The 20,138-nt window shown below is 64.8% G+C and carries 15 protein-coding genes; 10 read left to right on the top strand and 5 right to left on the bottom strand.

Annotation, left to right across the window (positions count from 1 at the left end):
* Positions 1–32: 32 nt before the first annotated feature.
* Genes CFR78_RS01250 through cobM form a run of 3 tightly spaced genes read left to right on the top strand, consistent with a single transcriptional unit; the run spans position 33 to position 2,400 of the window.
* A complete protein-coding gene (locus CFR78_RS01250; RefSeq protein WP_034926941.1) occupies positions 33–1,280 on the top strand; it encodes a bifunctional cobalt-precorrin-7 (C(5))-methyltransferase/cobalt-precorrin-6B (C(15))-methyltransferase in 1,248 nt (415 codons plus the stop codon).
* Positions 1,277–1,651, top strand: coding sequence for a cobalamin biosynthesis protein (locus CFR78_RS01245; protein WP_034926939.1), 375 nt, complete (start codon positions 1,277–1,279; stop codon positions 1,649–1,651). The genes CFR78_RS01250 and CFR78_RS01245 overlap by 4 nt, the downstream gene beginning before the upstream one ends.
* Complete coding sequence (gene cobM, locus CFR78_RS01240; protein ID WP_007397021.1) at positions 1,648–2,400, top strand: precorrin-4 C(11)-methyltransferase; 753 nt, start codon at positions 1,648–1,650, stop codon at positions 2,398–2,400. The genes CFR78_RS01245 and cobM overlap by 4 nt, the downstream gene beginning before the upstream one ends.
* Before the next feature lie 107 nt (positions 2,401–2,507).
* Here cobM and CFR78_RS01235 read toward each other — a convergent pair whose 3' ends face one another.
* Entirely contained in the window at positions 2,508–3,599 is a 1,092-nt protein-coding gene (locus CFR78_RS01235) for a cobalt-precorrin-5B (C(1))-methyltransferase (protein ID WP_034926937.1), read from the bottom strand.
* 68 nt (positions 3,600–3,667) lie between these two features.
* Between CFR78_RS01235 and CFR78_RS01230 the strand changes: the two genes are divergently transcribed.
* From CFR78_RS01230 to CFR78_RS01205, 6 genes are all read left to right on the top strand, one after another.
* Positions 3,668–5,002, top strand: coding sequence for a cobyrinate a,c-diamide synthase (locus CFR78_RS01230; RefSeq protein WP_172459693.1), 1,335 nt, complete (start codon positions 3,668–3,670; stop codon positions 5,000–5,002).
* Between the two features lie 129 nt (positions 5,003–5,131).
* A complete protein-coding gene (locus tag CFR78_RS01225; RefSeq protein ID WP_034926933.1) occupies positions 5,132–5,380 on the top strand; it encodes a FeoA family protein in 249 nt (82 codons plus the stop codon).
* Positions 5,377–7,212: a ferrous iron transport protein B gene (gene feoB / locus CFR78_RS01220; RefSeq protein WP_007397026.1), complete on the top strand. Its 1,836-nt coding sequence runs from the start codon at positions 5,377–5,379 to the stop codon at positions 7,210–7,212. The genes CFR78_RS01225 and feoB overlap by 4 nt, the downstream gene beginning before the upstream one ends.
* A complete protein-coding gene (locus tag CFR78_RS01215; RefSeq protein WP_034926930.1) occupies positions 7,212–7,469 on the top strand; it encodes a DUF6587 family protein in 258 nt (85 codons plus the stop codon). The genes feoB and CFR78_RS01215 overlap by 1 nt, the downstream gene beginning before the upstream one ends.
* A gap of 315 nt (positions 7,470–7,784) precedes the next feature.
* Positions 7,785–10,007: an EAL domain-containing protein gene (locus CFR78_RS01210; protein WP_110580947.1), complete on the top strand. Its 2,223-nt coding sequence runs from the start codon at positions 7,785–7,787 to the stop codon at positions 10,005–10,007.
* A 50-nt stretch (positions 10,008–10,057) separates the two neighbouring features.
* On the top strand, positions 10,058–11,785 hold the full coding sequence (locus CFR78_RS01205; protein ID WP_007397029.1) for a putative bifunctional diguanylate cyclase/phosphodiesterase: 1,728 nt from the start codon (positions 10,058–10,060) through the stop codon (positions 11,783–11,785).
* A gap of 258 nt (positions 11,786–12,043) precedes the next feature.
* Here the strand turns inward: CFR78_RS01205 and lpdA are convergent, their stop codons facing one another.
* The 4 genes from lpdA to zapE all read right to left on the bottom strand — a co-directional run bounded on the left by lpdA (position 12,044) and on the right by zapE (position 19,493).
* Positions 12,044–13,777, bottom strand: coding sequence for a dihydrolipoyl dehydrogenase (gene lpdA / locus CFR78_RS01200; RefSeq protein ID WP_034926922.1), 1,734 nt, complete (start codon positions 13,775–13,777; stop codon positions 12,044–12,046).
* Positions 13,778–13,846: 69 nt separating this feature from the next.
* Positions 13,847–15,106 carry a 2-oxoglutarate dehydrogenase complex dihydrolipoyllysine-residue succinyltransferase gene (odhB, locus tag CFR78_RS01195; protein WP_007397032.1) on the bottom strand — a complete coding sequence of 420 codons (1,260 nt, stop codon included), beginning with the start codon at positions 15,104–15,106 and terminating at the stop codon, positions 13,847–13,849.
* Positions 15,107–15,229: 123 nt separating this feature from the next.
* Positions 15,230–18,103: a 2-oxoglutarate dehydrogenase E1 component gene (locus CFR78_RS01190; RefSeq protein ID WP_110580946.1), complete on the bottom strand. Its 2,874-nt coding sequence runs from the start codon at positions 18,101–18,103 to the stop codon at positions 15,230–15,232.
* Positions 18,104–18,446: 343 nt separating this feature from the next.
* A complete protein-coding gene (gene zapE, locus CFR78_RS01185) occupies positions 18,447–19,493 on the bottom strand; it encodes a cell division protein ZapE (protein ID WP_258365818.1) in 1,047 nt (348 codons plus the stop codon).
* A gap of 283 nt (positions 19,494–19,776) precedes the next feature.
* Between zapE and CFR78_RS01180 the strand changes: the two genes are divergently transcribed.
* Positions 19,777–20,115, top strand: a complete 339-nt coding sequence (locus CFR78_RS01180; protein ID WP_034926914.1) for a carboxymuconolactone decarboxylase family protein — start codon at positions 19,777–19,779, stop codon at positions 20,113–20,115.
* Positions 20,116–20,138: the final 23 nt, after the last annotated feature.

Raw genomic sequence — 20,138 nt, 5'->3', positions numbered from 1 at the left:
CGTTTCCCCCTCCCCTCCAGCACGGCACGCGCATGACCATCCCGTGGCTGCATGTTATCGGCATTGGGGAAGACGGTGTCGAGGCCCTGCCCGCAACCCACCGCGCGCTGATCGCGGGGGCGGAACTGGTGGCTGGTGGCGCGCGCCACCTGGCCCTGGCCGCCCCGCTGGTCACGGGCCGGACACTGGCATGGCCGCACCCGCTGGCCGATGGCATGGCCGGACTGCTGGGCTGGCGTGGCAGGCGGGTCTGCGTGCTGGCATCGGGCGACCCGTTCCTGTTCGGCATTGGCACGACGTTGCGCCGCCATGTACCGATGGGGGAGATGGCATGCCTGCCCGTCCCCTCCTCGGTAGCGCTGGCGTGCAACCTGCTGGGCTGGGCGGAACAGGACATAACCCTGCTTTCCCTGTGTGGCCGCCCGATGGAGGCCACGGCCCCCGCCCTGCAACCCGGCGGCAGGCTGGTCGTGCTCTCGGCGGATGAACACACGCCCCATGCCTTCGCGCAATGGCTGGACGGGCGGGGCTTTGGCGGCTCCACCCTGCACATACTGGGCAGGCTGGGCGGCGGGGCGCAGACCCACCAGAGCGCACGGGTGGCCGACGTGGCACGGGCGAAGGGGCCGGATGTGCCGCGCCTCAACCTCATGGCGCTGGAAGTGGTGGCCGCGCGCGACGCGCTGGTCATTCCGCTGGCCTGCGGCCTGCCCGATGACCTGTTCGCCCATGACGGGCAGATCACCAAGCGCGAGATCCGGGCCGCCACCCTGTCCGCCCTTGCGCCACGCCGGGGGGAAGTGCTGTGGGATATTGGCGCGGGGTCTGGCTCCATCAGCATTGAATGGATGCTGCGCCACCCCGCCAACCGCGCCATTGCCGTTGAAAAATCGGCCATCCGCCGCGCCCGTATTGCCCATAATGCGCTCAACCTTGGCGTACCCGCACTTCAGGTTGTAGCGGGAGAGGCTCCGGCCTGTATTGCGCGGATGCGGGCCGACGGCCTGCCGGCACCCAATGCCATTTTCCTCGGCGGTGGCATCAGCAACCCCGGCATGCTGGAAGCCGCCTGGCAGGCCCTGCCCCCCGGCGGGCGGCTGGTGGCCAATGCCGTCACGCTGGAAAGCGAAGCCTGCGTGATGGCCGCGCACGCAAGATGGGGCGGCACGCTGACGCGCCTGCAGGTGGAGCGGCTGGAAGCCATCGGGCGCTTCAACACCTTCCGTCCCGGCATGACCGTAACCAGCTATGCCGTAACCCGCACGGAAGACCGGCCATGATCGTGGCGGGTCTTGGCCTGCGCAGCGGATGCGGGGCGGAAGGAATCATTGATCTGATCCACAGCGCACAGGCGCGCTGTGGCAGGCGGCCGGACCTTGTGGCCGTGCCCGCCTTCCGCTACCGCGAGGCGGGGCTACAGGCCGCGATGGCCCGGCTGGGGCTGGGCCTGCGGGCCATCACGCCCGAAGAACTGCTGGCTGTACAGCCACGCTGCGTTACCCGCTCGGCCCGCGCGCTGGCGGCCCTAGGCGTGGCCTCCGTGGCGGAAGGCTGCGCGCTGGCGGCGGCGGGCGGGAGCGCACGGCTGATCGTGCCGCGCCTGACCGGCCCGCACGCAACATGTGCCATGGCACAGGGAGAGGATGCATGACCGTACACTTCATTGGCGCAGGCCCCGGTGCCGCTGACCTGCTGACCCTGCGCGGGCGCGACCTGCTGGCAAAATGCCCGGTATGCCTGTACGCGGGCTCCATCGTGCCGCCCGAGATGCTGGAACACTGCCCGCCCGATGCACGGCTGGTCGATACCGCGCCGCTGACGCTGGACCTGATCGAGGCGGAATACATCCGCGCCCACGCGGCGGGGCAGGATGTGGCCCGCCTGCATTCGGGTGACCTTTCACTCTACAGCGCCGTGGCCGAACAGATCCGCCGGCTGGACCGCAACGGCATTCCATGGACCATGACACCGGGCGTGCCCGCCTTTGCCGCCGCCGCCTCCGTTCTGGGGCGGGAACTGACCGTGCCGGAAGTGGCCCAGAGCGTGGTGCTGACACGCGTGAGCGGCCGGGCCTCGGCCATGCCGGAGCGCGAGAAACTGGCCGCCTTTGGCGCCACGGGGGCGACGCTTGCCATCCATCTGGCCATTCATGTGCTGGACCGGATCGTGGCTGACCTGACGCCGTTCTATGGCGCGGACTGCCCGGTGGCCATCGTGGCGCGGGCGACATGGCCCGATCAGGTCGTGCTGCGGGGCACGCTGGGCGACATTTGTGAAAAACTGGCCGCAAATCCGATCGAACGCACAGCGCTGGTGCTGGTCGGGCGCGCGCTGGGGGCGCATGATTTCCGTGAAAGCGCGCTGTATGACGCTGATTACCACCGCCGTTTCCGGTCCTGAACCGGAAGCTACAGGAGAATAAAAGTTTCTGGGTGCCGCCTTTTTTCAAAAAGGCGGTATTTTCTGACGCTTTTTGAAAAAAGCTTCACCAAAAACTTCCTTACGGCTTACGGCACAGGGTGCGGGCCATGCCGGGCGACCAGCGTGCCCGCGCGGTCGAACAGCAGCACATCCAGCATGCACGGCGTTCCCGCCAGCACATCGGCTGCCTTCCGCCACGCATCCCGCGCCACAACCGGGCCAAGGGGACAGCCTGCATCCGCCGCCAGCGCGAAGGCACTGGCAACGGAATGGGCCTGCGCAATGGCTGCCACCAGCCCATCCGGTGCGCCAATACCATGTGCACGTTCCGCAAGGCGGGCCATGTCCGCCTGCCCCCGGCGGGAATGCAGGTCAAGGAACCCCTGCGCCAGCTTGGTCATCTTGGCCACACCGCCCCCGATGCTCACGCGGCCCACGGGGTGGCGGCGCAGGTATTTCAGCAGGCCACCGGCAAAATCCCCCATTTCCAGCATGGCCTCGGGCGGCAGGCCATACAGGGCCTGTGTGGCGCGTTCCGATACATCGCCGGTGCAGCCCGCCACATGGGGCAGGCCCAGCGCGCGCGCCACATCCACCCCACGGTGGATGCTGTCGATCCACGCCGCACAGGAAAACGGCACCACGATGCCCGTCGTACCCAGAATGGACAGCCCCCCCACAATGCCCAGCCGGGCATTGAGCGTATGGCGTGCCATGTCCTGGCCGCCGGCAATGGATATGGTAACGTCCACATCGGGTTCATGACCGTCCGCATCGCGCAGCGCCGTACGGATCATGTGCCGGGGCACGGGGTTGATGGCGGGCTGGCCGGGGGGAACGGGCAGGCCCGGCAGCGTGACCGTGCCCACTCCGCTGCCTGCGTGAAACACCACGCCGCTACCCCGCGCGCCCCGGCGCACGTCCACGCGCACATGGGCACCGTGGGTGACATCCGGGTCGTCGCCCGCATCCTTGACCACCTCCGCCCAGGCACCACCATCGCCCGCATGGCCATGGCCTGCCAGTGCAAATGCCACGTCCTGCCCACCGGGCAGCGTGATGGTGACCGGATCGGGAAATTCCCCCCCGCACAGCCCCCGCCACGCGGCACGGGCGGCGGCGGTGGCGCAGCTGCCTGTGGTCCATCCCCGGCGCAGGCTGTCATGGGTACGCTCCATCTGGGTGTTCTTCTTTCCCGACAGGGGTAAAAGGTGGTTCCGCTCACCACGGTCTAGCAGGAACGGACATGATGACACGAGGGCTGATGATCGCTGCCCCCCGCTCTGGCAGCGGCAAGACCACGCTGACGCTGGCCATCCTTGCGGCCCTGCGCCGCCGGGGCGTTGCCGTGCGCGGGGCCAAGACCGGGCCGGATTATATCGACCCGGCCTTCCATGAAGCCCTGACCGGGCTGTCCAGCCTCAACCTGGACAGCTGGGCCATGCCATTTCCCCTACTGGACAGCGTGATGGCGCAGGCCCATTCCAGCTGTGAAATCGTGGTGACCGAGGCTTCCATGGGGCTGTTCGATGGCCTGACGGGGCCACAGGGCGCGCGTGGCGCACCAGCCGATATCGCCGCGCGCTACGGCCTGCCGGTACTGCTGGTGCTGGACATTTCCGGGCAGGGCCAGTCGGCGGCGGCCACCGCGCTGGGCTTTGCCAGCCTGAACCCCGATGTACGGCTTGCCGGTGTCATCCTCAACCGTGTCGGCTCACCACGCCATGCCGCGATGGCCACGCAGGCAATCAATGCCGTGGGCCTGCCCGTACTGGGTGCGTTCGGGCGCGATGCGGGACTGCAACTGCCCGAACGCCATCTGGGGCTGGTACAGGCACGCGAGCATGACGGGCTGGACGCACTGGCCACGCGCCTTGCGGCACAGGCCGAACGCGACCTGGACCTGGACGCCATACTGGCCTGCGCCACCATGGCGGACCTGCCGCCAGCGGTGGGGCAGGCCCGCGCCCTGCCGCCGCCGGGCCAGCGGATTGCGGTGGCGAATGACGCCGCGTTTTCCTTCCTGTACGCCCATGTGGTGGCGGGATGGCAGGAAGCCGGAGCGGAACTGCGGCCTTTCTCCCCGCTTGCGGATGAAGGCCCGGCACCTGACTGCGATGCCTGCTGGCTGCCCGGGGGCTATCCGGAACTGCATGCCGGGCAACTGGCGCAGGCCGCGCGTTTCCGCGCCGGACTGGCCGATTTCGCCCGTACCCGCCCGGTGCATGGGGAGTGCGGCGGCTTCATGGTGCTGGGCGAAAGCCTGACGGACAAGGCAGGTGAGACCCATCGCATGGCCGGGCTGCTGGGACATGCCACATCCTTTGCCACGCGCCGCATGAACCTGGGCTACCGGAGTGCCACCCTGCGCCATGACTGTTCGATCGGCACCGCAGGCACAACCCTGCGCGGGCATGAATTCCACTACGCCACGCTGACACATCCCGGCCCGGACGCGCCGCTGGCCGACATGCATGACGGTTATGGCACCGCCCGGCCGCCGGGTGGCCTGCGGCGCGGGCTGGTATCGGGCACGTTTTTCCACGTTCTGGCCACCGGCATGACAGGCGGCGGTGCATGATGTACATGCACTGCAAACATGGCCGTACCGGTCACAGCGCAGGTATAGGGACAAACATGATGGACAGTGTGCCTGCGTATATTTAATAATAATTATTACTTGCTTTTATTATCTGGACAAGATCGCCTGATGCGACTGAGTGACCTGCCACGCGGGGCGGATGCCATAATCGACAGCGTAAATGACACCGCCAGCAACGACCCGGTGGCCCGGCGGCTGCGTGAACTGGGCTTCGTACCGGGTGAGCCGGTACGTATCATCGCAACCGCGCCGCTGGGGGGCGACCCGATGGCCGTGCGCATCGGCTTTACACGCTTCGCCCTGCGCCGCACCGAAGCCGACCGCGTTACCGTGCATATTGCGGAAAACCCGGCATGACCACGCTCAACATCGCCCTGGTTGGCAACCCGAACTGTGGCAAGACCGCCCTGTTCAACCTGCTGACCGGCAGCCGGCAGAAAGTGGCCAATTACGCGGGCGCCACCGTTGAACGCAAGGAAGGCTGGTTCACAACCCCCGCTGGCCGCGGCGTGCGGCTGCTGGACCTGCCCGGTGCCTACAGCCTGAACGCCACCAGCCCCGATGAGGCGGTGACCCGCGATGTCTGCGCGGGTACCTATCGTGGCGAGGCGGCACCCGACCTGCTGGTCTGCGTGGCCGATGCCACGAACCTGCGGCTGCACCTGCGCTTCGTGCTGGAAATGCGCGCACTGGGCCGTCCGGTGGTGCTGGCGCTGAACATGATTGACGCCGCAACGCGCAACGGGATGGAAATAGACCTGCCGCGCCTGCAGGCGGAAACCGGCATGCCCGTCATTCCCACCGTGGGCATAAAACGCGATGGCGCGCGCGCCCTGCTGGCGCAACTGGATGGCACGCCGCCCCCCGTCCCCACGCCCCTGCCGCCGGGCACGGACCTGCATGCCATGGTGCGCCAGATCCTGGCAGACTGCGTGACCCACACCACCCCCCTGTCCGACCGGGTGGAGGAACGGCTCGACCGCTGGGTACTGCATCCGGTCTGGGGGCCGGTCATTCTGGTCGTGCTGCTGTTCCTCATGTTCCAGGCGGTCTTTGCCTGGGCGCAGCCGCTCATGGACGCGATTGACGCAGGCATGGGCCTGCTGGGCCAGCAGGTGGGCCGGCTCCTGCCCGCGGGCGCGCTGCGCAGCCTGATCGTGGATGGCGTGATTGCCGGCGCGGGCAGCGTGGTGACCTTCCTGCCGCAGATCCTGATCCTGTTCGCGTGGATACTGGTGCTGGAGGAATCGGGCTACCTGCCGCGCGCCGCCTTTCTGCTGGACCGGCTCATGTCGTTTGCGGGTCTGAGCGGACGGTCCTTCATCCCGCTGCTGTCCAGCTTTGCCTGCGCGGTGCCCGGCATCATGGCCACGCGCACCATCCAGAACCCGCGTGACCGGCTGATCACCATCCTGATCGCCCCGCTCATGACCTGTTCGGCCCGGCTGCCGGTCTATACGCTGCTGATCGGGGCCTTCGTGCCGCACCGCACCGTGCTGGGATTCATGAACCTGCAGGGACTGGTGCTGTTCGGGCTGTATGCCGCGGGCATCGTCTCCGCCGTGCTGGTGGCGCTGGTACTGCGCTGGCGCAACGCCGACCGGCGGGAGGCAACCCTGCTCATGGAACTGCCCGCCTACCGCCTGCCCAACCCGCGTGACATCGCGCTGGGACTGTGGGAGCGCGCGCGCATCTTCCTGGTACGCGTGGGTACGACCATCGTCTCGCTGACCGTGCTACTGTGGGGGCTGTCCAGCTTTCCCCCGCCGCCCGCGGGCGCCACGGGGCCTGCCATCGACTGGAGCCTGGCGGGCCGGATCGGGCATCTGATGCTGCCCCTGTTCGCGCCGCTGGGTTTCAACTGGCAGATCTGCGTTGCCCTTATCCCCGGCCTTGCCGCGCGTGAGGTGGCGGTGGGCGCGCTGGCCACGGTCTATTCACTGGGGTCGGGTACCGATACCGATCAGGCGGCGGCACAGCTGGGGCAGATGCTGCCCACGCACTGGAGCCTGGCTACGGCGCTGTCACTGCTGGCGTGGTATGTATACGCCCCCCAATGCGTGGCGACACTGGCGGTCATCCGCCGCGAGACCACATCGTGGCGCGTGGTCGCGGTGACGGCGGGGTACCTGTTCGGGCTTGCCTATCTGGCGGCCTTTCTGACCTACCATATTGTGCGCGCACTCTGATGCATGTGGCATCCATGATCCAGATCATGGTCACGACACTGGTGGTCATGGCCTGTGCACTGTACTGGCTGGGACGGCTGTTCCCCGCTTTTGGCCACCGGTACTGGCTGGGCGCGGGCACGGTGCTGCGCAGGCTCCATGCGCCTGCCCGCCTTGTCGCCTATGCCACCCGGCGCGCCGGGCCACGCGCACGCAGGGGATGTGGCGGATGTTCGGGCTGCGGCGGCCCCGATGCCAGACAGCGCCCGCATGACTGAGCGCAGGACATGTTGTTTTAGGTAATGGATCGATGGCGTGGCAAATGGTATATAGACCATATGGTCATCAATCAGCATGACCCATGATGGTTCCTATTTATATAAATAAGGAAAGAGTATTATTTTTTTTGATATGTAATACATTTCCCCCGGTCGTATGATATGCCTGCGCCCGCCATAACCAGCCGGTATGCCTGTCCATGCCGCCCTTACGGGCAGTGTAGGGGCAACCATCAATTCAAGAGTGCATGAGCACTGACCGCCACCATGCCGGGTCGCGGCAGTCCGGCCTTGTCCCTTTTGCGAGGTAACCCGATGTCACAGCCCAACCTGAGTGCTGAAGTCCTGCTTTCGGCACTGGAACAGGCGATAGACGCAACCATTATTATCGATGACCGGAATGACGTCATCTTTTTCAATAATGCTGCGGCCAACCTATGGGGCATGGACAAGGCAGAGGTACTTGGTCAGAACGTGAACGTGCTGGTGCCCGCCCTGCATCGTGCCGGGCATGACGCCTTCATAGACCGCAATCGTGAAAGTGGGCTCAACCGCATTGTCGGTACATCGCGGGAAGTCGAGTTCACGCGCGCGAACGGGGAATATGTGTGTGGCGAGCTTTCGCTCTCCAAGGTCATCACGGATACCGGGCGCATTTTCTACATGGGGGTGATGAAGAATGTCACCGACGAGAGCCAGCAGCGCAAGATCCTGATCCTGCAGAACGACGTGCTGCAGGCGCTGGCCAGCGACATGCTGATCCAGGACGTGGCCGACCTGCTGTGCCGCCGCGTGGAAAGCTTCGTGCCCGGCACGGTGGCCGTGCTCATGCTGATCGCCCCCAGCGGGCAGTTGCGTGTCCTGGCCAGCCCAACCCTGCCCAAACGGTATCGTACCTCGCTTGAAAGCCTGTTCATTTCCCCGTCCGAACAGGAAAAACTGCGGCTTGACCCCAATTACACCACCCGCCTGATATGGGACAGCTACCGCTCGCTGGGCATATCGCTGGGGCTGCAGCAGTGTTTCTGCACGCCGGTCAAGACGCGGTCGGGACAGGTGCAGGGCATTTTCGCCCTCTATGCGCGTGAGGACCAGGGCCGCAACACATGGCCACAGCGCATTGTCGATTCGTGCATTCCCTTCTGCGCGCTGGCCTTTGAGCAGAATGCAACGAAGGAACATATTTCCCACCTTGCCAATTTTGACAGCCTGACCGGCCTGCTCAACCGATCTTCGGTGCACAAGGTGATCGAGAGCATGATCAGCAAGCAGGATGGCAACCGGCAGTTCGCCATCTTCATGCTCGATATCGACCGCTTCCGTGATATCAACGACGCGCTGGGCCATGTCTATGCCGACCAGTTCCTGGTCGAGATCGCGGCCCGCATCCGTGCCATTTCGCTTGATGGCTACGTGGTCAGCCGCTCTGGCGGGGACGAGTTCGTGGTCGTGGTACCCAACTGCCCCAACAAGGAAGCCACCGCCTTTGCCGAGCGCCTGCTCGCCACCATCGCCAAGCCGATGCAGATTGGTGAAAACACGCTCACCATCTCGTGCAGCATCGGCATCAGCACCTATCCCGACAACGGACCGGACAGCGAGTCCCTGCTGAGCACTGCCGACGTGGCCCTTCGCCAGGCCAAGGAAGACGGGCGCGGCACCTTCCGCTTCGCCAACCTGGAAAAGAACCAGGTGGCGCAGGACCGGCTGGTGCTGGGTTCCGCCCTGCGCGATTCCCTGGCCAAGGGCATGCTGAACCTGCACTACCAGCCGCAGGTGCGCACCCATACGCTGGAACTGAGCGGGGTGGAGGCCCTGTCGCGCTGGCACCATCCGCATCTGGGCAACATCTTCCCCTCCCGCTTCATCGCCGTGGCGGAGGAAACCGGGCAGATCGAGGCCATTGGCCGGTGGTCCCTGCTGGAAGCGTGCCGCCAGATCGTAAAGTGGGACCGTGACGGGGTGCATGTGCCGACCGTGGCGGTCAACCTGTCGGCGGTGCATTTCCGCAACCGCGCGCTGCCCGAGCATATTGCCGCCCTGCTCAAGGACCACAACCTCAAGCCCTCGCGCCTGACGGTGGAAATTACCGAGAGCGTGATGATGGACAGCAGCAGCGACACCGAGGAGGTGCTCCAGTCCATCCGCAACCTGGGCTGCGGGCTGTCGATGGATGATTTTGGCACCGGCTATTCATCGCTTTCGCGCCTGACGCGCCTGCCGCTGACCGAGATCAAGATCGACCGCAGCTTCATCAACGATTTCGAATACGACACCAATGCCCAGGCCGTGACCATGGCGGTGATCGGCATCGGCTCGCGCCTTGGCATGACCGTGGTGACCGAGGGGGTCGAGACCGAGCAGCAGCGCGCCCTGCTGGAGGAACTGAACTGCGACGTGATGCAGGGCTACCTGTTCGCCAAGCCGCTGGCGCCCGATGACCTGGAAAAATGGGTGAAGCACCACCAGACGATCCGCGCCATCCTGCCCGATACCAAGGCTGCCAAAACTGTTTCAACCAAGAAGAAACCGTCCTAATTTATCGTCAGGCCCGCCCCGGTTTTCCGATCCGTTTTCGAGGTAACAGAATGTCCGCCCAGCATGATAACAGGCTTCGCGCCCTTACGCATGAAGATGCCGACTTCTGGGCGGACGTGGTTGATAACGTACTGATCGTGGCCGTAACCGACCGCCGGGGCATCATTACCTATGTCAATGACAAGTTCTGCCAGATCAGCCAGTATTCCCGTCAGGAACTGCTGGGCCATACCCACCGTATCCTGAATTCGGGAGAGCACGGCAAGTCTTTCTTCCGTGACATGTACCGCACGCTTTACGCGGGCAAGACGTGGCATGGCAACCTGTGCAACCGGGCCAAGGATGGCAGCCACTACTGGGTGGCCACCACCATCATTCCCCACCATGACGCACGGGGCGAGATCAGCGGGTTCGTCGCGACCCGTTTCGAGATCACCGAACTCATGAACACCAAGGTCCGGCTGAAAAAACAGGCCGCGACCGACATGCTGACCGGCCTGCTCAACCGCGGCGGCTTCAATGCCAGTCTGGTCGCGGCGGTGGAAGCCAGCAAGCGGCGCGATCCCGACCCGCAGGTCCTGGTCATGTTCGACCTGGACGGGTTCAAGCCGGTCAATGACATCCATGGCCACCATGCGGGTGACGAAGTACTCAAGACCATCGCGACACGCCTGATCGAACTGGTGGGCACGCAGGATGCCATAAGCCGGCTGGGCGGGGATGAATTCGCCCTGATCCTGCATAAAAGCCTGAAGATCACGCCACTTGAGACCATCCTGACCAAACTGCAGAACCTGCTGGAAGAACCGATCATGCTGGAAAGTGCCACCGTGCGCATTTCCGGCAGTATCGGCGCGACCCCCATTACCAGCGAGGACACGATGGAGGGCCTGCAGAAAAATGCCGACGTGGCGGTCTATGCCGCCAAGCAGGCAGGCGGCAAGCAGGCGCGCATGTTCACGCCCAGCCTGCACAAGACCACGATGGAGCGCGCCAAGATACTGGAAGAAGCCCGCAAGGGCGTGGTGCAGAAACAGTTCGAGGTTTACTACCAGCCCATTCTCAATGCCCGTACCGGCCGCATCGAGCAGGCAGAAGCGCTGATGCGCTGGCACCACCCCGAGCGCGGGCTGCTGTCGGCCGGTGCCTTTACCGATGTCTTTGCCGATTCCGCCCTGGCCCAGATCATGGAGACGCATCTGGTACAGTCCTTCCATGATGATATCCAGAAATGGAAGGAAGCGGGCCTGCCCAGCCTGCGGCTGGCGGTCAACCTGTCGCATCTGGACCTGCTTAACCTGGAGCAGCAGATCGACCTGTTCAGCGAGATCCGGCAGCTCAACCTTGACCCCAGCACCTTCATGCTGGAAGTGACCGAACAGATGCTGCAGGGACGGCGCGCGGAAAAAAGCCGCCTGCGCCTGCGCGGACTGGCGGAAGACGGGTTCGGGCTGGCGATGGACAATTTCGGCTATGGCACGGTGCGCCTGTCCACCCTGCGCGAGTTGCCATTGCAGTCGCTCAAGCTTGACCGCTGCCTGGTACGCAATATCGATACCGATGACAAGGCGCGCAGCCTTCTGGCCTCCCTCATCAAGCTGGGCCATGGCTACAATCTGGCCGTGACGGTGGAAGGGGTGGAAACGCAGGAGGAATTCGATACCGTGCGCCAGCTGGGCGTGGATTACGTGCAGGGTTTCTTCATCTCACGCGCGGTCTCGGCCAGTGAACTGATCCGTATCACGCACGAGGAAGCCTGGAACCCCGTGCTGAACTGAACCATTCCGTAAAATACCTGACAAGTAATAGAGAAGTTTTTGGTGAAGCTTTTTGCAAAACTTCGAAAGAACGCCGCCTTTTTAAAAAAGGGCAGCATCCAAAAACTGTTATTTTTTTGTCAATGATTTGTTTTCAAACAATTTCTTATCGACATCTGACAGGCATGCCGACATGGCTGCAGGGATATAGTACCCTGTAAAAAACCACCCGGCAGGGATACCTGCCGGGTGGTTCCGATTTACGCCCGGGCCTTGTGGTCAGATATGGATGGCGCGCTTGTCCACATCCAGCGCCGCTTCCTTCACCGCCTCGCTCAGCGTGGGGTGGGCGTGGCAGGTACGCGCGATATCTTCCGACGAAGCACCGAACTCGATCGCCATGGTGCATTCGGCAATCAGTTCGCCCGCCATCGGGCCGATGATGTGCACGCCCAGTACCTGATCGGTAGTGGAATCCGCCAGCACCTTTACAAACCCGTCCGTCATGCCGATGGCGCGCGCGCGACCATTGGCGGTGAAGGGGAATTTGCCAACCTTGTAGGAAACGCCTTCTTCCTTCAGGTTTTCCTCGGTCTTGCCCACGGTCGCGACTTCCGGCCAGGTGTAGACCACGGCGGGAATGGCGCCGTAATTCACATGGCCCGCCTGCCCTGCCAGCAGTTCGGCCACGGCAACACCTTCTTCCTCGGCCTTGTGGGCCAGCATCGGGCCTGCAATCACGTCGCCAATGGCGTAGATGCCCGGCACGCTGGTGGCGTAATGCGCATCGGTCACGATCCGGCCACGCTTGTCCAGTTCGATGCCCGCTTCCTCCAGCCCGAAGCCCTTGCTGGCTGCCGTGCGGCCAATGGCCAGCAGCACCACGTCAGCTTCCAGCGTTTCGGCAGCACCCCCCTTGGCCGGTTCCACGGTCAGGGTGACGCCCTTGGCACTCTTTTCCGCCTTCGTCACCTTGTGACCCAGCTTCATCTTGAGGCCCTGCTTGGTCAGGATGCGCTGGAAGGTCTTGGCCACCTCGTTATCCGTGCCGGGGACCAGGCGGTCGAGATATTCGATCACCGTCACATCCGCGCCAAGGCGGTGCCATACGCTGCCCAGCTCCAGGCCGATCACGCCACCGCCAATGACCACCAGCTTCTTGGGAACGGCGGAAAGTTCCAGCGCCCCGGTGGAAGTGACGATCTGCTTTTCGTCCACTTCAACACCCGGCAGGCCCGCACTGTCACTGCCGCTGGCAATGACGATGTGCCTGGCCGTGACCGGCTTGCCGTCAACCGTGATCCGGCCGGTGCCCTCAACCTTGCCGGTGCCCTTGAGCCAGGTGACCTTGTTCTTCTTGAACAGGAACTCGACACCCTTCACATTGGCTTCGACCACGGACTGCTTGCGCGCCATCATCTTCGCCAGATCCAGCTTCACGCTGTCGATGATGATGCCCATCTCGCCATATTCATCCTTGGCGGCATGGAAGTTCTCGGACTGCTGCAGCAGCGCCTTGGAGGGGATACAGCCCACATTGAGGCAGGTGCCCCCCAGCGTCGCGCGCTTTTCCACGCACGCCACCCTGAAGCCAAGCTGGGCGGCGCGGATGGCGCATACATACCCGCCCGGACCCGCGCCGATCACGACCACATCGTAATCCGTCTCCGCCGGCGGCTGCGCGGCAGGCTTGGCGGCGGCGGGTGCCGCGGCCGGTGCCGCGGGCTGGGCCGGTTTGGCAGCAGCGGGTGCGGGTGCAGCCGCCGTGCCACCGGCGCCGGGCGTGAGCGTGGTCAGTACGGTGCCGACCTCGACCTCATCCCCTTCCTTGACGGCATGGGCACCCAGCACGCCCGCCTGCGGGGCGGGTACTTCCACGCTGACCTTGTCGGTTTCCAGTTCGGCGATGGGGTCATCGGCGTTCACGCTGTCACCGGGCTGCTTCAGCCATTTGGCAACCGTGGCCGTGGTCACACTCTCGCCCAGCGTGGGCACCTTGATGTCGATTGTCATGTCTCTTCTGTCCTGCTTGCGTTGCGGTTGCGCTTGGGGGCCATGCACGCGCACGGCCCCGGCAGGCAATCAGACCTGCAGCAGCAGACGGCGCGGGTCTTCCACGTTCTGCTTGACGCGCACAAGGAAGCTCACCGCTTCCTTGCCATCCACGATACGGTGGTCATAGGTCAGCGCGATATACATCATCGGGCGGATCACCACCTGCCCGTTCACGGCAACCGGGCGGTCCTGGATGGCATGCATGCCCAGGATGGCCGACTGCGGCGCGTTGATGATGGGCGTGGACATGAGCGAGCCATAGATACCGCCATTGGTGATCGAGAACGTGCCACCGGACAGTTCATCAATCTTCAGCGTGCCTTCGCGCGCCTTCCTGCCAAAGCCCGCGATGGCCCCTTCGATCTGGGCGAAGCTCATCTTGTCGGCATCGCGGATCACGGGAACGACCAGCCCGTTGGGGCCGCCCACGGCAATGCCAAGGTTGACGAACTCACGATAGATCACGTCATCGCCGTCGATCTCGGCATTGATGGCCGGGAATTCCTGCAACGCGGCAATCGCGGCACGGCTGAAGATGGACATGAAGCCCAGCTTCACGCCGTTATGCTTCTTGATGAACAGGTCCTTGTATTCGGCGCGCATCTGCATCACGCCGGACATGTCCACCTCGTTGAAGGTGGTCAGCAGGGCGGCGGTGTTCTGGGCGTCCTTCAGGCGGCGCGCGATGGTGCGGCGCAGGCGCGTCATCTTCACGCGTTCCTCACGCGGGTCATCCTGCCGGGGCGGACGCGGGGCGGCAGCGGGCTGGGCCGCGCGCGGCTGGGCCAGGAAGCTCTGCACGTCACCCTTGGTGATGCGGCCATCCTTGCCGGTGCCGGTGCCGACCTGTGCCGGGGAAACACCCTGCTCGGCCATGATCTTGCGCGCGCTGGGGAAAGCAACGGCGGCGGCGCCCTGTGCCGCGATGTCGGAGGCCGGGGTGGCCGGACGGGCAACCGGACCGCTGGCCACGGGCTGGGCCTGTACGCCGGTGGGCGCGGCTTCCTTCTTCGGGGCCGGAGCGGCGGCGGCCTTCGGGGCCGCGCCACTGCCCGCCTCGATGGTGGAGAGCACGGTGCCCACTTCCACTTCCTCACCCTCGGGCACCAGCAGCGGGCCAAGCACACCGGCCTGCGGGGCGGGCACTTCCACGCTGACCTTGTCGGTTTCCAGTTCCACCAACGGATCGTCTTCGTTCACCGCATCGCCCGGATGCTTCAGCCATTTGGCGACGGTTGCTGTGGTAACACTTTCACCCAGTGTCGGTACCTTGATCTCGGCAGACATCTCTTGTTTCCCAATCCCTTGCCGTCCTGACGCCTCAATGACGCGCCGGGACGGCCTTATCATTATTCAGGGGAACGGCCGGACCGCCGCCCCCGTACGCTTTATGGTTCCGTCCGCTGGCGGTCAGGCGCTGACACCCAGCGCCCTGTTCACCAGCGCCGCCTGCTCGGCAACATGCACCCTGGCCAGACCCGTGGCCGGGCTTGCGGCCGCCACGCGCCCGACATAAGTGGGCCGCGTGCTCCTGTGGCCCACGGAGGTCAGCACGCCTTCGATCAGGCGATCGACAAAGTTCCAGCCCCCCATGTTTTCCGGTTCTTCCTGGCACCAGATCACCTTGGCCTGCTTGTAGCGGGCCAGTTCCTCGGCCAGCATCTTTTCGGGGAACGGATAGAACTGCTCCAGGCGCAGGATGGCCACATTGTCCAGCTTGCGCTCGCGGCGCTCGGTCAGCAGGTCGTAATAGACCTTGCCCGAGCAGATCACCACGCGCTCGACCTTGTCTGGCGCGGCAATCGGGTCGATCTCGCCAATCACCGGCAGGAAGCGCGTGCCCGGCCCGAAATCCTTCAGCTCCGACACCGCCAGCTTGTTGCGCAGCAGTGACTTGGGCGTCATGATGATCAGCGGCTTGCGGTAGTCCAGGAACAGCTGGCGGCGCAGCGCATGGTAATAGTTGGCGGGCGTGGTCAGGTTGCACACGCGCATGTTGTTCTCGGCGCACAGCTGGAGGTAGCGCTCAAGACGTGCGGAGGAATGCTCCGGCCCCTGCCCCTCGTAGCCATGCGGCAGCAGCATCACCAGACCGGACATGCGCAGCCACTTGGTCTCGCCCGATGCGATGAACTGGTCGATGATGACCTGCGCGCCGTTGGCAAAGTCACCGAACTGCGCTTCCCACAGCACCAGCGCGTTGGGATCGGCCAGCGAATAGCCGTATTCAAAGCCCAGCACGCCGAACTCGGACAGGAGCGAGTTGTAGATCTCGATTGCCGCCTGGTCCTTGGCAATATTGTTGAGCGGGACATAGGTGTTCTGGTTGACCTGATCGATCAGCACCGCATGGCGCTGGCTGAAGGTGCCGCGCTGGCAGTCCTCGCCCGACAGGCGGACCTTGTGCCTGTCCAGCAGCAGGGTGCCGAAGCCGAGCGCCTCACCCGTTGCCCAGTCGATCCCCTCACCCGTCTCGAACATCCTGGCCTTGGCCTTGAGCTGGCGGACGATCTTGGGGTTGGCGTTGAAATCATCGGGCACATGGGCCAGCGCCGCACCGACTTCCTTCAGCCGGTCAATGGCCACACCGGTTTCCGGCGCGGGCAGTGTCGTGTCCACCGGTGGCGGCTTGAGGCCCTTCCACGCGCCTTCCAGCCAGTCGGCCTTGTTGGGCTTGTAGCCCTGTGCCGCCTGATAGGCTTCTTCCAGCTTGTTGTGGAAGCCATCCCATTCGGCCGTGACGTCCGCCTCGGTCACGACGCCTTCGCGCACCAGACGGTCGGAATACAGCGTGCGGATGGTCGGGCGCGCGGCAATGGCCTTGTACATGGTGGGCTGGGTGAAGGACGGCTCATCGGACTCGTTATGGCCGTGGCGGCGGTAGCCCACGATGTCCAGCACCACATCGGATGCGAACTTCTGGCGGAACTCGGCCGCAAGGCGCGAACAGTAGATCACCGCTTCCGGCTCGTCGCCATTCACATGCAGGATCGGGGCCTGCACCGCCTTGGCCACGTCCGTGCAGTACAGACCCGAGAAGGAATGGACCGAGACGGTGGTGAAGTCGATCTGGTTGTTGACCACAACGTGGATCGTGCCACCCGTGCGGTAGCCGATCAGCTGCGACATGGCCAGCGTCTCGTACACGATTCCCTGGCCCGCGAATGCCGCGTCACCATGCAGCAGCACGCCCATGTGGCGGCCGCGCTGGGTGTGGTCATCGTCATCCTGCGTCGCGCGGACCTTGCCGATCACGACCGGGTCCACCGCCTCGAGATGCGAGGGGTTGGGCTGGAGCGAGATATGGACCGGCGTTCCGCCAATCTCGACATCGGTGGAGGTGCCAAGATGGTATTTCACATCGCCCGACCCCTGCACGTCATCGGGCTTGAAGGACGCACCGGCGAATTCGCTGAAGATGGCGGTGTAGGGCTTGCGCACGATGTTGACCAGCGTGTTCAGGCGACCACGGTGCGGCATGCCGATGGCCACCGAGCGCACGCCGCCGGCGGCCGCCTGGTCAATGATCGCGTGCAGGGCGGGGATGGTCACGTCCTCGCCCTCAAGGCCGAAGCGCTTGGTGCCGACGTAACGCTTCTGGCAGAAGGCCTCGAAACCTTCCGCTTCGGTCAACTGCTGGAGGATGACCTTCTTCTGCTCCGGCGAGGCCCCCTTGCGCCAGTTGTCGCCTTCCAGCCGCGCCTGCACCCACATGCGCTGCTCGGGGTCCTGGATATGCATGAACTCGGCGCCGATCGGCCCGCAGTACACCGCGCGCAGGGCATCAAGCACCTGATTGATGGTGGCGGTGTCCGAACCGATCAGGCTGGCGACGATATGGCCAAGATAGATCGGGCGGTCCAGATCCTTGGGGCCGAAGCCGTAGGTGGCCGGGTCCAGGTCGGCATGGGGCTTGGGCACCTGCAGGCCCAGCGGGTCAAGCCGGGCCTCCAGGTGGCCGCGCACGCGGAAGGCGCGGATCAGCTGCGTTGCGCGCAGGCTGTCATCGGCCGCCGCCTTCAGCCCTTCGGCCGTGACGCCCGCCGGCCGGCCACCAGCCACGGGGGCCGGTTCATCGCCGGTGATGATATGCGGGCGCGGCGCCCAGGAGGCGCCTTCCGCATCATGAACGATTTCCGCCCCTTCCTCATGCAGTTCCTGGAACAGGGAGGCAAAGGAAGGATCGACACTGTTGGGATCGGCCACCCAGCGTGCATACAATTCGGCCAGATAGGCCGTATTGGCACCGCTGAATGCGGTCGAAAGAATATCTACGCCCGCCATATTGAAGACATCTCCTCGCTGGCGGCCTTTGTGGCCGCGCTATTTTCGGGTCCGGCCAGACTTCCACCGGCCCGATTTGTATCGCTACCCTAGCCGCACCCTTGGCCGGGTGCCGCCATCATTCATCAGGAGCAGGTCTGCTTGCCGCGCATACTGACATTTTCGTGCCTGCCCCGGATGGCGGGACGGGGCGCTGCAAAACATCCTTATCCGCAGCCACGCGCCCGGCTGATGCGAACTTGCCCATACCCAAGCAAAGACGGTGCCGCTTGCCTACCGCCCCGGCAGTCACACCACCGCCATAACCGTCACGATGGCGTGACCCTGCCGCCATTCCAGCCGCCTAGGCGTTCAGGTGCGGCAGCCGCATGTAGGCGGCACTCTGCATCTCCTCCAGCCGCGAGGCCGTGCGCTCGAAGGCGGTCGCCCCCTGCCCCTTCGCATAGATGGCGTCGGGCCTGTCCTGGGCGGAGGCGAACAGCTTGACGTTCTGTTCGTACAACGTGTCGATCAGGACGATGAACCGCCTGGCTTCGTCAAAATTGTCCGGCCCCATGCGGGGCACGCCGTCCAGCACAAGGTTGGGGAAGCGCGTGGCCAGCGCCAGGTAGTCCCCCGCCCCAAGCGGCCTGCCGCACAGATCGGCGAAGGAGAAGCGGGCAACCGGGCCCGCCGCCTGCGCCACCTTCAGGCCGCGGCCCATCACGTCAAGCGTGACGGGAATAACCGGCGCACCGGCGGCAAGACGGGTAAAGACGGAGTCGAGCGCCCTGCGCGCCGCGTCATCGGCGGGGATGATCCATGTCTGGATGCCATGCGCGTTGCCGCGCCGGTAATCACGCGGGGAATCGAGGATGACGGTATCCACTTCCTTCAGGATGGCGGCAATGAAGGGCTTGAAGGCATCGGCGCCGGGACGGTCCTGGAACAGGTCCTCGGGCCGGGTGTTGGACGTGGCCACCACCACCACGCCATCGGCGAACAGGTAGTCGAACAGGCGGCCAAGGATCATGGCGTCGGCTATGTCATTGACCTGGAATTCATCAAAGCACAGCAGCCACGCCTCCTGCGCGATCTGGCGGGCCAGCGGCGGGATGGGATCGGCAAGGTCCGGGTCGGCTTCCTTCATGTCGTGCAGGCGCTGGTGCACGTCCTGCATGAAGCGGTGGAAATGCACCCGGCGCTTGTGCTCCACCGGGGCAAGGCTGAAGAACAGGTCCATGAGCATGGTCTTGCCCCGCCCCACCTGCCCCACCATGTAGACGCCGCGCGGACGGGGGTTTTCGGTGGCGGGGCGCGGGGCCAGGCCCAGGCGCGCCTTCAGCCCGCCCAGCCAGCCCGTGGCCTGTGGCCTGTGGCGCGGCCTGCTGGACCACGGGGTGGTAGTCACGCAGTTCCCGCCACAGGCGGTCAAGCCTGCGGGCAGCCTTTTCCTGCTCGGGATCACGATCAAGACGGCCAGAAGCCACGCGGGCCTCATAGGCGGCGAAGGGGCCGGTGCCTGCGGGCAGCGCCGCAGTGGACGGGCGGGCGGGGGCTATGTCCGTATCCATAATAATCTGGCGATAGTCCGTTAAAAAAACCCCTTCAAGGGCACAAACTCGCCAAACTGTGTCATGACAGGGGTTCTCTCCATCTGGTGAACTCAAAGGGTCCGAAATGGAGAGTTTGTGATGACTGACTGGAACGCCTACCGCGCCCATCTGGGCGAGTCCATCCACGCCTTTGCCACCCTGTCCCCCGACACGCTGAAGGGACTCCAGACGCTGGACGGCGCGGCCATGAAAACCGGCCGGCTGGATGCCAAGACCCGTGAACTGATCGCACTGGCGGTTGCCGTCACCACACGGTGCGACGGATGCATCTCCGTCCATTCCACCGCCGCCGTGAAGGCGGGCGCCAGCAGGGAGGAAATTGCCGAGGCCCTGGGCGTTGCCGTGGCGCTGAACGCGGGTGCCGCCGTGGTCTATTCCAGCCGCGTGCTGGACGCGGTGGATACGGTCGTGCCGTAAGCCGCGCGGTCATGCCTTGCGGG

Source organism: Komagataeibacter rhaeticus (assembly GCF_003207855.1).
Taxonomy (GTDB): domain Bacteria; phylum Pseudomonadota; class Alphaproteobacteria; order Acetobacterales; family Acetobacteraceae; genus Komagataeibacter; species Komagataeibacter rhaeticus.
The sequence above is the reverse complement of the archived record's forward strand: the minus strand, read 5'-3'. Positions and strand labels throughout refer to the sequence as shown.

Excerpts from the sequence above, each read along its gene's own strand:
- CFR78_RS01215 (WP_034926930.1), top strand. The coding sequence starts at position 7,212 with ATGCATGTGGCATCCATGATCCAGATCATGGTCACGACACTGGTGGTC.
- odhB (WP_007397032.1), bottom strand. The coding sequence starts at position 15,106 with ATGTCTGCCGAGATCAAGGTACCGACACTGGGTGAAAGTGTTACCACA.
- CFR78_RS01245 (WP_034926939.1), top strand. The coding sequence starts at position 1,277 with ATGATCGTGGCGGGTCTTGGCCTGCGCAGCGGATGCGGGGCGGAAGGA.
- lpdA (WP_034926922.1), bottom strand. The coding sequence starts at position 13,777 with ATGACAATCGACATCAAGGTGCCCACGCTGGGCGAGAGTGTGACCACG.
- CFR78_RS01230 (WP_172459693.1), top strand. The coding sequence starts at position 3,668 with ATGATGACACGAGGGCTGATGATCGCTGCCCCCCGCTCTGGCAGCGGC.
- feoB (WP_007397026.1), top strand. The coding sequence starts at position 5,377 with ATGACCACGCTCAACATCGCCCTGGTTGGCAACCCGAACTGTGGCAAG.
- CFR78_RS01250 (WP_034926941.1), top strand. The coding sequence starts at position 33 with ATGACCATCCCGTGGCTGCATGTTATCGGCATTGGGGAAGACGGTGTC.
- CFR78_RS01190 (WP_110580946.1), bottom strand. The coding sequence starts at position 18,103 with ATGGCGGGCGTAGATATTCTTTCGACCGCATTCAGCGGTGCCAATACG.
- CFR78_RS01210 (WP_110580947.1), top strand. The coding sequence starts at position 7,785 with ATGTCACAGCCCAACCTGAGTGCTGAAGTCCTGCTTTCGGCACTGGAA.
- cobM (WP_007397021.1), top strand. The coding sequence starts at position 1,648 with ATGACCGTACACTTCATTGGCGCAGGCCCCGGTGCCGCTGACCTGCTG.
- CFR78_RS01235 (WP_034926937.1), bottom strand. The coding sequence starts at position 3,599 with ATGGAGCGTACCCATGACAGCCTGCGCCGGGGATGGACCACAGGCAGC.
- CFR78_RS01180 (WP_034926914.1), top strand. The coding sequence starts at position 19,777 with ATGACTGACTGGAACGCCTACCGCGCCCATCTGGGCGAGTCCATCCAC.
- CFR78_RS01205 (WP_007397029.1), top strand. The coding sequence starts at position 10,058 with ATGTCCGCCCAGCATGATAACAGGCTTCGCGCCCTTACGCATGAAGAT.
- CFR78_RS01225 (WP_034926933.1), top strand. The coding sequence starts at position 5,132 with ATGCGACTGAGTGACCTGCCACGCGGGGCGGATGCCATAATCGACAGC.